The sequence below is a fragment of the Bacillus sp. LSHTCR4 genome (assembly GCF_057197025.1).
On the sequence record NZ_JBXUNO010000004.1, the window covers coordinates 93,217 to 107,042 of the forward strand.

A 13,826-nucleotide genomic window follows, 5' to 3' on the forward strand; every position below is an offset into this window, starting at 1 on the left:
AATTCATAAGATGTTTCATTTTTTAAATGTAGTAGCCCATTTATAGAACCTTCTTAATATATAGTAAAACCAATTTTTTAATTTAAAAATCCCTTAGTGTAAAATCCGCATTATGATGCCAATCCCCTTTCTCTTTGACGCGGCCTATTTGATTTAAAACTTCGACTTCCTCTGTAAACATTAGGGCATAGATAGAAAATAATTAAAATAATGATAATATAAGTCCTATGATTTTCTTCATACTCGCGTCACCTTTTCAATTCATAAAAAACCTTTTAATTATATATTAGATTTCGTTTGTATTAAAATAAAAAAATATAAATATGCATAATTGCATATTTATATTCTCGATAGAGTGCACCCTATTGAGAAGTAATCCCTTTCCTTGATATTATTAGTCTTAGAGACTCTCAATAACACTTATCAAAAATACAATTGAAATTATGGGACAGGTAGAATTCTTATTACAAGCTGTAAAATCTTATATAAGAGATTTAGAACAACGATAATTATTTATTAAGGAGAAAAAGCGTAGAAATTGAATCTTTCTACGCTTTTTCTAGTATTCAAATTCCATACTCATTTCCACGAAATCACCATATGCACTATCAACGGAATAGGAATGTTAATGTCAATCTTTGCAGAAAAACTCTATATACTAAACATACTTAAAGGAGAACAGAACATGATAAAACATATACTCAGTTTCCTACTTGGAACATTTGTTATGATAATTGGTTACGTTTGGGTTATTCCCTACACCCTTGAAGCAATTGACAGTAATGTAAGCTATATTACTAATCACAAAAAGTATTTTAGTAAGTTATATGAATATGACATTAACCTTTGGATCATTGCAATGCTTATATTTTGCATTTTTACTGCGATTTCTGTTCTTATACTCAAGTTACCCGATTATAAGAAAAATAAAAGCACTCCTATAAAAAAATATAGTCAAACAAATCGGCGAAAAAAAGCAAAGAGAAGGCGTCGTAAATAATTATTTTTTATGTTAGGGTTTTTACTTATAAAAATATCTTAGCGTATAATAACCGCGTTTTTACGTTGGTACCCCTGTTATAGCAAATAAGGTATGTTCTTCAAACCAATTATTTGTAAAAGTGATAAACTCTTCAAGAAGTAGCTCTTTTTTAGCCTTGATTTCATTTAATATTCTTTGTTTTTTCTTTCTTCTTCTCTTCAATTTTTATATAATATTTCATTTCTTCAACCTCTCTTATTTTTTAAATTCATATATAACATTATAAATGTATATTTTTAAATAATTTTCTAATTTAGATAACAAATAAAAAAAACAATCAATTAGTCGCTCTTAAACGACAAAAAACCCTCTTTACAGAAACAGAGCTTTTTGTCAAAAGTGAGAATATAAATACTTTATTAGGGACGGTGCTTCCGCACCTTTCAACGTACAGCCGTCGGCAAAGAAACAGAATTTATATTTGGTTAATATATATTTGCTGTACGCTCAAAGGAAGGGAAAACCTTCCCTGTATATGAAGTTACTAGATTGTGGAATGAGCACGCCCCACTAATTTATTTTTACATAATTTCATCCCTTTAACATCAACATTTTTTCCTTATAAACTGCAAAAATACATTATAAAAGAGCAACCGTATATCAGCCACTCTCTCAGAGATTTCTTATGTTAATACTCAAAATTCAGTACATGAGGTTTTACTGGTTAAAAATTAAAGATGTTACCCAAATAGATAACGTCTTTGCTAAATAAGCGAATCATGTTGTGTATTTCATATTTACTTTAGTTAGACTATTCTTCTTTCAGCTAACAACCACGACAGACCATCTCGGCAAACTTATCAGGTTTCCCTCACTCCATCAACCTAGGATGTTGTTAGCTCAAAGAAGAGCAAAAGTTCTTCCTAATCGTGGTACCATTCAATCATTACCAGCTGCTGGTTTCAGATTTTTAAAACCGCCGCAAATATGAAGCCGTTTAGAATTCAAATAACAACATAGTGAGTTGTTTTTTCCACCACTTCTCACAATACAAATATATCACTTTGATTCTAAAACAACCGGCACATTTCCTACCAAAAAGCGGTCACGACTCTGCCACTTATTTTTATTCTTTATTCCTGTATACTTTACCCTAATGAGTTATCCATATCTTATATTTTGTGTAACAGCCCCATCAAGATAAGAAAATACAACTACCCCCAAAACGAAATTTGTGCTATCTTGTATTAAAAAAGCCCATTTTTTCATTTTAGGGTGTTATAAAGCCTTTAAGAAGCTTTGAATCTCTTAAGCAAATAGTTGTAATTCATCAAATACAGAAATAGACATAGAAAAAAGCCATCCTTTCCTATGATTATACAGAAAGAACAACGTATTTTTTTCGTTTTATGGATATATTTTTTAGCTCGATGGCAATTTGGTGTTACCTCAAATATAATTATTTTATTTGATTGTCTCTTTTGAATTTTTTTCAAAAATTTACATTTTTTTGATATACAACGACGTTTAGGGATAAACCTATTTACTACAGTAATGTTTAAAATAATACATATAAGTATTAAAAACCCCTCTATCACTAGAGAAAAGTAACCGTTCGTACTTAATGTAGAAGAACTCACACCTAATATTAAAATCAACTATTAACACAGGGTAAGTTTTTAGCTAATTTGAATTTCCTTTTTAAATATAATTTTTTATATTATAATATAGTTATAAATGTTAACTTAACTTATTTTATCATTTTTGGAATCACCTAGCTCTTTTGAATAACCCTTCCAAAAAATCGCTTCTTCAATAACCATTTCATACCTTCTCTTTCAATCTCTAATCATTACTGGACTAACAGAAAGCTTAGCAGTAATGTCAGCTATTGGATGATGACCCTTTTTATAAAGGGCTTAAATAACCAATTTTTCAGCTGTAGAATATTTCACTCAATCCATAAAAAGTCCCCCATTAGGTAGACAAATGTTAATTTTTTATCTGTCTACCTAATGGGGAGCATATCAATCTTTTTCAAAATGGATTCTCTTTATTTACCTTAACATGTTGGTTCCAACGATATTTTCTATAAAACTTTAACTCATAGCTACACTTATCCTACTCTTTTATCTTTACTTTCTGATTTATGCAATATTGATTCCCCCTCAACATCTATATTTGGAAGAATCTTATCCAGCCATTTTGGCATATACCAAGCTGCTTTCCCCATCAATGTCATAACGGCCGGAACAATAGTCAGCCTAACCACAAAAGCATCAAATAGAACTCCAAATGCTAGACTCATACCTATAGCCTTTACCATTGGGTCTGGCATAAGCATAAAGCCGAAAAATACAGCTATCATGATTAATCCTGCTGCAGCTACAACTTTTCCGCTGTCTCTCATCCCTGCAAGAATAGCTTCCTTTGGATTACCTGTATGCGTGTAAACTTCCCGCATACGACTTGCAAGAAATACTTCATAGTCCATTGCTAAGCCAAAAAGGATACCAATTGTAAGGATTGGCAAGAAGGCAAGAATTGCACTAGAAGAAGGGAAACCAAATAAATCAAGAAGATTTCCATCTTGAATAACAAACACGGCAAATCCTAGTGTTGCAGCCAATGAAAGCAGGAAGCCTACTACTGCTTTTAAAGGAAGTAGTAAGGATCTAAATACTAACACTAAAAGAACGTATGCTAGTCCTACTACAAGTACTGCGAATATAGGTAATGCTGTATTTAGCTTTTCTGTTATATCTATATTGACCGCCGTTGTACCAGTAACTAATAACTCAATGTCATTTTCTTTTTTTGTTGTATTCGATTTGTCTCGAATATGATTCACAAGATCTTTTGTTTCTATATCATTTGGTCCCGTTTTTGGGGTCACGGTGATAATAAAAACGTCACCAGAAGAATTAGGGAAGGCTGGTGTTACACTCTTAACATTCTTTAATTCACCAATTTCTTCTGTAATCTCCGCCATTGCTTTTTGTGTCTCTTGTGGGTCTTGTTTTTTACTATCTATTTTTGCTGCCACAACTAGAGAAGAGTGAACACCTTCTCCGTATGCTTCTGTCATGAGATCATATGCTTTTCTTTCTGTTGTATTTTTTGACATGGTATCCCCGTCATCGGGCAGTCCTAGGTTCATATGGAAAAAGGGAATACTAATGACAGCAAGTAATGCAATTGCCAGGAAAGACATAACTAACGGATGTTTTGTGACAAGTTTCCCCCATTTATTCGAAGGTACTTTGCCTGCTTTTGCACCTGTGATTTTTTTTAGGAATTTATTTCCTGAAGAAGGATGAAATCTATGCCCTACTATTCCTAGTATAGCTGGAAGTACGATGATGGAAACCAATACAGCACATAATATACTAATAGATGATACTGCTCCCATCTTAGTTAAAAATGGAATCTGCATGACGGATAATCCAAGAAGTCCAATTATTACAGTGATACCAGCAAAAACAACAGCACTCCCTGCAGTTCCAGTTGCTATAGCAATAGATTCTTTAACGGAATGTCCTTCACCAAGTTGTTGTCTAAATCGAGTCATAATAAATAAAGCATAATCAATTCCAACGGCTATTCCTAACATGATAGCTACTGAAAGCGATAGATCCTGCAATTCAATATAATTAGATCCTATCATTACTACGAGCATTCCAGTTCCTAATCCTATAATAGCAGTGATAATAGGCATCCCAGCTGCTAGGAAAGATGTGAAGGTAATCGCCAAAATTATAAAGGCAATAATTATTCCAATAGCCTCGGATTCACCACTGGATTCGACTACAGAAAATTTCACATCACCGGTTAACTCCGTTTGGATTCCCCTGTCACGAGTTTGTTCAATTTTGTTTAATACATTCTTCCTAGATGATTCCTTTATATCTTCAGCATCATTTTTATAATTTACAACAGCATAACCCATGGTATTATCTTTGGTTAAATTTTTAAGTTGCATAGGGGTTGCAATTGATTCAACATTTGAATCATCTTTTTTAATATCAGATAAAGTATCCATAATCACTTTATTTATCTGTTCCGAATCTAATGTCTGATCTTTTGGAGCTTTAAAAACTATTTTAATTTGGGCACCAGCACTTTGAGACTCGGGGAATTCTTTTTCTAGCAATTTACTTGCTTTATCAGCTGGTGTGCCTGGAATCGTTAACTCATCATTGAATGAGGGACCTAAACTTCCAGCTATTACTCCCAAGATGAGTAAAATTCCTAAGGTACTAAAAATAATACCCTTCCCGTGTTTTGCTGCCCAATTACCTAATTTGTAAAGATACTTTGCTATTTTAATCTCCTCCAACTTCTTTATTTACAATAGTAAGTACATGGTACTAAATGTTTTTTTGTATCCCTTATGTACTATTGGAATTTTATTCCTACAGAAAAAAACGAATTTTTGTATACATTGACAGAAATCAAATTCCCTTTATAGAATAAGCATAGTCATCATCGAAACATTTGTATTAACATTAGTACTTACACATGTAAGTATAAAAGAAAGGGGTGGTTTTTCAAGCACTTTTAGTTTAATAGAAGCTAAAACTAACAAAATGAAAGGATGTGTTAGCGCTGAGAAACTCACGTCAGGATGGTATATACTCCCAAGAATACATTACAGAAGCTTTGGGTCTACTACTGCAAGAAAAAAAATTGAAGGATATAACTGTTACGGATCTTTGCAAAAAAGCTGGAGTTGCAAGAGTTACATTTTACAAATATTATCGTACCATTTACGATGTGCTTAATGCCTCTATGCAAAAAAGTATCGACAAATTTTTAGAAGAAATTACTTATTTGGATTCTCATGAGAGTCTTCAACTTTTTATAGAAGGTTTAATAAGTTTTATGGCCAATGAGCGTATCCTAATGAAAAATATAATAGATTCCAATATGTCTGGTCTTCTTCTTGATTATGTTAATTCCGCAATAAAATCTGTATTTGAAACAGACAATCCGATCAGTAATAACATGAGCAGAGCTCAAGCATTATTTTTTATTGGTGGATTCTTTAATGTCTTCATTGATTGGATCAAAAGATCGTCAAGGGAGTCTCCTCAATCTTTAGTTGAAAAAATATATGAGATGTTCCCAATAAAAAAAGAAATATAGAGAATTTTTTCTTCTACTAACCTGCTCCTTTTTGTGAAATAAAAATAGCTGCCAAAATGGCAGCTATAATCAAAGAAAGTCTTTCTTAAGGGTGTTGAAAATTTATTTAATGTTATTTGCATTCCCTTTCAAATTGAAAAATATCTTGATTGATCAATTGATGAAAGTATTTATCCATTTCTTCTGCTGAAACACTTTTTCTATTTTGCAACCACCATGCAATTAACGTTCCCGTGACACCCGAATAGAATTCGATAATTAACTCATTTGGTATCGTATGATTTTTACAAAGTCGATTCAGCTCTTGATTTTCCAATTTTTTCATTTCATGATTTTGATACTGTAAACGGTTGATAAATTGCTCATCATCCATTTGTGACTCTAACATTTTACCAAACTCTTTATGATGCAAGCATTGTTCCATCACTTGAAATGGCCTAGTTAATCGATCTAAAAGTGGTATCTGAAAAACTTCCTCTTGAAATTTGTTAATTCCAACTGCAAGTAAGGCATCTTTATCTTCAAAATGTTTATAAAATGTTGTTCGATGCACCATCGCACGATCACAGATTTGATTGATGGTAATAGAGCTATATTTCTGTTTTGAGTGCGTCATTAATTCAAATAAAGATTCCCACAATAATTTATGTGTACGTCTAACACGTAAATCCAGCTGTTCCTCATTATTTTTCATCTACACTTCTCCTTTTTTGTAGATTAATTATACAACTTGTGAAAATTGACTCTCCCCTTTTAATCTACATGTGTATATCATATTTCATATAATCCTTAGTATACAATTGTATTAAAAACAATCAATGCAGGAAGTACTCTAAAGGGATTGTGTTTCTCGGTCAGACGAATTAGGTAGTCAAATTTTGTTCTATTGTACTCTAATTAGGCATGGAGGAATTTATATGGAAAATACAGTGATTTCAACTTCTGAAATTAAGGATTTAAAAACTAAATCCGAAGAATTTGCTCCATTTTCTTGGTATAAAAAAATGCTGACGGAGCATCCGATTTACTATCATGCAGGCACGGACACTTGGAATGTTTTCAAATATGAAGACGTTAAGCGAGTGCTTACAGACCATGAACTATTTTCAAGTAAGCGCCACCGTTCCATTTCCCAGATTGGAGCAGAAACAGAGGAAGGGAGCGTCCCAGATCGCTTAAAAATTAATGAAACAGATCCACCGGAACATCGTAAGTCACGTTCACTGCTTTCGTCTGCTTTCACCCCTAGAAGTCTCAAAACTTGGGAGCCGCGTATTGAACAGATTATTAACAATTTGATTGCCGAAATAGGAGATAAGTCGGAGATCGACATTGTCAAAGATTTTACAACCCCCCTTCCAATCATAGTAATGGCCGATTTGCTTGGGGTTCCGCATAAAGACAAGCTACTGTTTAAGAAATGGGTCGATATATTGTTCATGCCGTTCAATAGTGAAAATGCCGAGGAAGTGAGTCAACAAAAAGCGAAAGCAGCAATGGAGTACTTTAATTATCTGTATCCGATTGTTGTAGAAAAAAGAAAGCAGCTTTCAGACGACATTCTTTCTGATTTGATTCAAGTTGAAATCGAAGGAGAAAAATTTACGGATGAAGAAGTTGTTCGTGTGACTATGTTTCTTCTTGCGGCGGGTGTTGAAACAACAAGTCTTTTGTTGGCTAATTCATTCTACGCATTGCTATATGATGCTCCTAAACTTTACGAAGAATTAAGAAGCGATATAAACCTCGTACCTAATTTTGTTGAGGAGATGCTGCGTTACCGTTTCCACGTTATTGCATTGGACCGTGAAGTGAAAGTAGATAACAATGTTCTAGGCGTTGAGTTGAAGAAAGGCGATTTGGTAATCACTTGGAATAGCGCGGCAAACTTTGATGAGGATGTATTCGAAGATCCATTTACTGTGAATATTCACCGAAAAAATAACAACCGGCATCAAACGTTTGGCAATGGGCCGCATTTCTGTCTCGGTGCACCACTAGCGAAATTGGAAGCTAACAAGGCGTTTAAAATTTTTATAGAAACATTTTCTCGCATTGAATCAGTTCCAAGCTTCAATTTGGAGGCAAGTTTGCAGACTTCAGCTGCTGGGCAGGCTTTATCCAGTTTACCGATGAAATTTCATCGGTAGGCCAAGTTATCCGGTAAATTGGGGTGTCCCAAAAGTCATCAAAGATGACGGAAGGACACCCTTTCTTCGTTTTGAAAATGATTTCTAATTTTCTATTTCAAATCCAAAAACATCTTAATCGATTATTTGATGGAAGTATCTATCCATTTCTTCTGCTGAAACACTTTTCTTTTTTGAAACCACCATGCGCTTAACGTTGTAATTACACCCGAATAGAATTCGATAATTAATTCATCTGGTAGTGTATGGCTTTTACAAATTCGATTTAATTCTTGATTCTCCTGTTTCTCCATTTCACGAGTGTGAGAATGTACAAAGTTACTAAATTGCTCATCATCCATTTGCGACTCAAATATTTCACTAATCTCCTTATGATGTAAGAATTGTTCCATCACTTGAAATGGCTTACTTAATCGATCTAAAAGTGGTATTGTCGAAGCTACTTCTTGATATTTTTCAAATCCAAATGCCAATAACGCATCTTTATCTTCAAAATGTTTATAAAATGTTGTTCAATGCACCATTGCACGATCACAGATTTGATTGATAGTAATGTGGCGGTACCTCATCACCATCAAGCTAAAAAATAAAAATCACCCAAAATAAAAAAACGATATTCTTTCTATGTCTAACAATCAAGCGACTTAATTCAAAAAAATAAAACCCGTTAGGGGTTATTTCGTATGCAAATCTTTAAATTCCCTACATGTATCCTCTAGAAAAAAAGAAATAAACTCTATTATTAGTGACGTTGTATGAGCTTAGTTTGATAGCGATATGGTTTTACCCCACATTGCCATCAAGTTAAAAAATAATTTTCACCCAAAACAAAAAACGAGCTGAATTCACATAAATGACTGTAGAGAGATAACAATTTTATTTTGGGAGTACTTTAAAATATTAGCTTGATGGTGATGTGGCGAGAACCCTGTTATTCGTCAATATAACGCTAATGAGGTAATCACATTTTTACATTGTAATTCATTCTATTTGGGGTACAACCGAGATACGTGTAAAAACAGGTCATATACTTACTTTTATTTCCAACGTTATTTAAAATGAGTTTTTTGCCTATTATCTCTTTGTAAAAATCCTTGGTATATCTAATAAATATTTCATTGTTTTTGATTTAAAATAAAGTCGGATATTTTATAATAAAGTTTGATTAAAAGTCCTGTATGATATGCAGGATTTTTTTGTTCCGCAAACGAGCCATATTGTAGAATAACACTTATTAAGCCAACTGGGATTGAAGAAAGAATGTTATAATAAATTTTATTATTTTACTGTTTTACATTGGAGGCACTTAACTTGGAAATTAGGAAAGCAAATAAAGAAGATATAAAGGGCGTTTCAAAGGTTTATGTTAATAGTTGGAGGACTACTTATCGTGGTCTAGTACCTGACGATTATCTGGATAAATTATCGTACAAAGATGCAGCACAAAGGTGGATTGATTTTTTAAATAACGAAAATGAACCTTTTATTTATGTTGCGATTAATGATACAGGGAATATTATAGGTTTTGCATCAGGTAAACGTATTAATGAGAAGAATTTTGATGGAGAACTATATTCGCTTTATCTCTTACAGGAATGTAGAGGATTAGGTGTTGGTAGGCAGCTTATTTCAGCTATCGCTAAGCATTTTAAAGAAAAAGGTATTTATTCTATGATGGTTTGGGTAATGAAACAAAATAAATCTGGACTTGGTTTTTATGAACGTATGGGAGGAAAAGAATATATTCATAGGACTAGTACGTTTGGAGGAACAGTAGTAGAGGATGTTGCGTATGCCTGGAAGGAAATTTCAAACTTATGTGTTGAGTAAGAGTAACAACCCCTATATGAATAGGATGAAAAAGTTTATATACAAGGTTTTGTTCTTTATGGGAAGACAAGTTACTATGTAAAGTGAGAATACTAGAATAGAAGAAAAAGCTTTGCATATTATGCAAAGCTTTTTCTTTATTTACCCACAAAATATCCAACTGTATAGATAATCCATAAATGAACCGGATAGAAAATATAAAACATATATTTTGTAAGTCTATTATTTAAACCACGTTCTCCATTGTATAAAAAGAAGAATGGTAAAGCGAATACCATCATCCATTGATTATTATAACCAAATAAACCCATATCCGTGAAAATTTCTCCCGCCATAAGTAACGTTGGGACTTCCGGTAATGAAAGTAATACATATGTGATAATTAACCATATTTTCTTTTCTTTAAAGAAATAGAAGATTAATGTCATGATGACGCCCATAAAACTTGCTTCTGTAAACATTCCTAATGTAGCCACAATAATCGTAGCGGGAATTCCTAATAAATAGTTTTTTGTACGTTTCGTATAATCAATCATACAAAGTAAAACAATACTCATTCCAAGTGACAAGAAAATATTATTGTGAAGTCCACTTTCCCTTGGGAACATGTACTGAATTAGAGCTGAACCCGCAAACATAATCGCTGCCCATATAAATATACGTGTAGCATACTTGTTACGATTTCTTGTATAAAAGAACCCTTCCACTACAAAATAGAAGAAAATAGGTGCTACAATACGTCCTGGATGATGCATCCACATTGGCATACCAGGAATATAAGCATACACGTGATCAATGACCATAAGGATCATTGCAAAAATCTTTAATTGAAAAGCATTTAACCTCATAAAATCTAAAACCTCCACTTTACATGATACCATTAACCTTTTGTAAACACTCTTTTGTTTTCTTACATAACTAATATACTTTCATAAAAAGTAATAATTGTATTTACAGGAGGTTTTTGTAAAAAGAGAACCTCCTGAATATTAAAAACTCATATAAACTTAATTTATTATACTTAGACTATATAGCTTAACAATTAAAAGCACATATTTTTAATTCATTAGTTTTTTCAAATAACTTCGTCGAATAACGAAAAAGCTTATCACAAATAATATTAAAAATACTCCAACCCCTATTGCTGTAACCCCGTAAATAGCTGGTGAAAAATGTTTACTTAGCCCAATTGTGGTCCCACATAAAAGAACAGCTGCAAGTGCAAATGGGATAAAGATTAATGTTGTTAACTCCTTAGTCACAACAGAAGCTAATTCTTTTACAGAAAAACCGATTTTTCGAATTCCTGCATATTTTTCTTTTTCTCTTTCAATTGACGTTTGCAGATAGAAATACAGAATACTCATTGCTGCGCTCAAAAATATAAGGCTCATCATAAAGCCAATAAAAAAGAACAAGCTTGCTGTAGCTTTTTCAGTCTTATTTATATCAATTTTAGAAAAAATTTGGTGTTTATTCGGTGTTGGTGAAATCTTTGAGAAAATTGTTTCTGATAAGGCGAACTTTTCTGACCAATCCTTAAGTTCATATGCAAATACTTTTAATACAGGATAATCGATTTTTTCATAAATCGTATCAGGGACAATATAATATACACTTTGGTGACCTGTCATTAAAATGTTTCGTTTCTCAAAACCCGCATATTTAAGTTTTTCAACTGGAAACGGGTATTCATGAATTAGGTCAGTGTTTGGAAGTTCGTAGTAATTTCCAGCTGCAACATAGTATTCATTATCCTTTAGTGAAATTGCTTTATGAAAGCCCAATGCATTATAATTCGAAACTGACATAAAACCGATATTTCTTTGTTGATCTGTTTTAAAAGCTGAATAATATGCATCATAACTTCCGTCTTTGGATAATGTAGCTTCAATAAATGAAATGTCTTCCTTTTCCGTTGTATTCTCTGGTAATGATATATATTGGAAGCTATAAGGAGATTTAGACTCTGCCACTTTATCTGTATTGTAATAAGAACTGTACAGTAAAATCGCACATAAAAACACTCCTAACAATAGGATAGTTAATAAGTAAATAAGCTGTGCATGAGAGCGTCCTTTTGCTTTTAAGTTTGAAATGTAAAGCATATTTGTTTTTTTTAAGTATGATGGTCGTTTTTGTAAGACACGAATTGAAAACAGAATTCCCTGCGTTATAATAAAATATATGGCCAATAGGGAACTAATAAAGAATAAAATATAGAATACCATTCCGTACGATTCAATCCAATTCATTTCTGACATAAGTGAAAATACTAAAAATCCACTCGTTATCATAGAAAGTAATAACTTCCATGGTGCAGGTTCTATTAACTTTTCTTGTGTTACATCTGCTTTTAAAAGATGAACAGCTTCGTCTTTGTTAATAAAACGTGTAATAAATTTAGAGACTAACAAGAATAGAATTGTAAATAGAACAATCGTTAATCCTACGGCTTGTACCGGTATATACATACCAAAGCTATTTGTATCTAAAACCGTTTTAGTAACCATTAAAAACAAAGGAGCAATTACAAGCCCCAACACAATCGATGTGATTATTGCTGCACCAGCAATAATCATATTTTCTCTGAACATCATTTTTCGTACTTGTTTCATAGATGCTCCAGTAATCATAAAAATACCAAGATTTTTTGTTTTCTTTTTCAAGAACGAAAACATCGAATAGAAAATAAACAGAAACGAAAAAATGTAAACAATAAAACTCATAAGAATCATTCCGAGACTAAGTGTACTTCCTATCTGAATAACCTTAGCCATCGGATGAAATGCTATTATTGAAAATAAGAAAAATATTAAAATAGAAAATACACTGCTTAAAAAGTAAGAAATATATGTCCATTTATCACGTAATATGTTTTGAAAGACAATATGATTAAAACTCATACTGGCCACCACCTAAAAATGTAAGAGTATCCATGATTTCCTGATAAAACTTCTTTTTATTATTTCCACGATACACTTCATTATAAAGAATCCCATCTTTTATAAAGATAACTCGATGTGCAAAACTTGCCACATAAGGATCATGTGTCACCATTAAAATTGCTGTGTTAAACGTTTTATTAATTGACTCAAACAAATTCATTACATCATTTACTGCTTTAGAATCCAAGTTACCTGTTGGTTCATCAGCTAACAATAATCCTGGTTCGTGAATAACAGCTCGAGCGATTGCCACACGCTGTTTTTGTCCACCTGAAATTTCAAATGTACGCTTTTTTAAAATTTCTTTAATCCCCAAAAACATTGCAACTTTCTCTAAACGTTTGTTCATCTCAACAGCTTCTACAGAATCAAGTACTAAAGGTAATAAAATATTTTCCTCTACTGTTAAGGTATGAACAAGATTAAAGTCTTGAAAGACAAAACCTAATTCTTTGCGTCGAAACTTTGCTAGTCCATCATCACTTAATTCATAAGGGTTTTTTGAATTGATTTTAACGGATCCAGTCGTGGGTTGATCAATTGTTGAAATACAATTAAGAAATGTTGTTTTGCCACTTCCCGAAGGTCCCATGACTGCAACAAATTCATTACTTTCTAATTTAAAATCAATACCCTTCAATGCTTTATAGACAATTTCTCCATTGTATTCTTTTTGAAGGTCTTTTACATCTAAAATAGTTTTTGACATTATGTTTCACTCCCTTGTATCTTACAGTATTGAATTATAAGTGGCTTTTTTATTTCTTA

The 13,826-nt window shown here is 32.5% G+C and carries 9 protein-coding genes and 2 pseudogenes; 4 read left to right on the plus strand and 7 right to left on the minus strand.

Annotation, left to right across the window (positions count from 1 at the left end):
* The first annotated feature begins 685 nt into the window (after window positions 1–685).
* Window positions 686–1,000, plus strand: a complete 315-nt coding sequence (locus tag AC2CGR_RS22745; protein ID WP_484481193.1) for a hypothetical protein — start codon at window positions 686–688, stop codon at window positions 998–1,000.
* A 1,446-nt stretch (window positions 1,001–2,446) separates the two neighbouring features.
* On the opposite strand, the pseudogene AC2CGR_RS22750 reads toward AC2CGR_RS22745, so the two are convergent.
* A pseudogene (locus tag AC2CGR_RS22750) lies at window positions 2,447–2,650 on the minus strand (hypothetical protein).
* 448 nt (window positions 2,651–3,098) lie between these two features.
* The gene (locus AC2CGR_RS22755) at window positions 3,099–5,306 is read right to left on the minus strand and encodes an MMPL family transporter (protein ID WP_484481292.1); all 2,208 of its coding nucleotides are present in this window, start codon (window positions 5,304–5,306) and stop codon (window positions 3,099–3,101) included.
* 275 nt (window positions 5,307–5,581) lie between these two features.
* On the opposite strand from AC2CGR_RS22755, the gene AC2CGR_RS22760 reads away from it, so the two are divergent.
* Window positions 5,582–6,130 (plus strand): TetR/AcrR family transcriptional regulator, encoded by a 549-nt coding sequence (locus tag AC2CGR_RS22760; protein ID WP_484481194.1) that lies wholly within the window; start codon window positions 5,582–5,584, stop codon window positions 6,128–6,130.
* 112 nt (window positions 6,131–6,242) lie between these two features.
* Here AC2CGR_RS22760 and AC2CGR_RS22765 read toward each other — a convergent pair whose 3' ends face one another.
* Complete coding sequence (locus tag AC2CGR_RS22765; protein ID WP_484481195.1) at window positions 6,243–6,824, minus strand: TetR/AcrR family transcriptional regulator; 582 nt, start codon at window positions 6,822–6,824, stop codon at window positions 6,243–6,245.
* A 223-nt stretch (window positions 6,825–7,047) separates the two neighbouring features.
* Between AC2CGR_RS22765 and AC2CGR_RS22770 the strand changes: the two genes are divergently transcribed.
* Entirely contained in the window at window positions 7,048–8,280 is a 1,233-nt protein-coding gene (locus tag AC2CGR_RS22770) for a cytochrome P450 (protein ID WP_484481196.1), read from the plus strand.
* A gap of 114 nt (window positions 8,281–8,394) precedes the next feature.
* Here AC2CGR_RS22770 and AC2CGR_RS22775 read toward each other — a convergent pair.
* Window positions 8,395–8,864, minus strand: a pseudogene (locus AC2CGR_RS22775) (TetR/AcrR family transcriptional regulator); the annotation flags it as partial.
* A 727-nt stretch (window positions 8,865–9,591) separates the two neighbouring features.
* Here AC2CGR_RS22775 and AC2CGR_RS22780 point away from each other — a divergent pair.
* A complete protein-coding gene (locus tag AC2CGR_RS22780; RefSeq protein ID WP_484481197.1) occupies window positions 9,592–10,110 on the plus strand; it encodes a GNAT family N-acetyltransferase in 519 nt (172 codons plus the stop codon).
* Window positions 10,111–10,247: 137 nt separating this feature from the next.
* On the opposite strand, the gene AC2CGR_RS22785 is transcribed toward AC2CGR_RS22780, so the two are convergent.
* The 3 genes from AC2CGR_RS22785 to AC2CGR_RS22795 form a co-directional block, all read right to left on the minus strand.
* Window positions 10,248–10,958, minus strand: a complete 711-nt coding sequence (locus tag AC2CGR_RS22785) for a TraX family protein (protein WP_484481198.1) — start codon at window positions 10,956–10,958, stop codon at window positions 10,248–10,250.
* Between the two features lie 210 nt (window positions 10,959–11,168).
* Window positions 11,169–13,016 carry an FtsX-like permease family protein gene (locus AC2CGR_RS22790; RefSeq protein ID WP_484481199.1) on the minus strand — a complete coding sequence of 616 codons (1,848 nt, stop codon included), beginning with the start codon at window positions 13,014–13,016 and terminating at the stop codon, window positions 11,169–11,171.
* Window positions 13,006–13,767, minus strand: coding sequence for an ABC transporter ATP-binding protein (locus AC2CGR_RS22795; RefSeq protein ID WP_042514298.1), 762 nt, complete (start codon window positions 13,765–13,767; stop codon window positions 13,006–13,008). The genes AC2CGR_RS22790 and AC2CGR_RS22795 overlap by 11 nt, the downstream gene beginning before the upstream one ends.
* Window positions 13,768–13,826: the final 59 nt, after the last annotated feature.

Coding starts and splice junctions, on each gene's coding strand:
- AC2CGR_RS22745 (WP_484481193.1), top strand. CDS start 686: ATGATAAAACATATACTCAGTTTCCTACTTGGAACATTTGTTATGATA.
- AC2CGR_RS22765 (WP_484481195.1), bottom strand. CDS start 6,824: ATGAAAAATAATGAGGAACAGCTGGATTTACGTGTTAGACGTACACAT.
- AC2CGR_RS22770 (WP_484481196.1), top strand. CDS start 7,048: ATGGAAAATACAGTGATTTCAACTTCTGAAATTAAGGATTTAAAAACT.
- AC2CGR_RS22785 (WP_484481198.1), bottom strand. CDS start 10,958: ATGAGGTTAAATGCTTTTCAATTAAAGATTTTTGCAATGATCCTTATG.
- AC2CGR_RS22790 (WP_484481199.1), bottom strand. CDS start 13,016: ATGAGTTTTAATCATATTGTCTTTCAAAACATATTACGTGATAAATGG.
- AC2CGR_RS22795 (WP_042514298.1), bottom strand. CDS start 13,767: ATGTCAAAAACTATTTTAGATGTAAAAGACCTTCAAAAAGAATACAAT.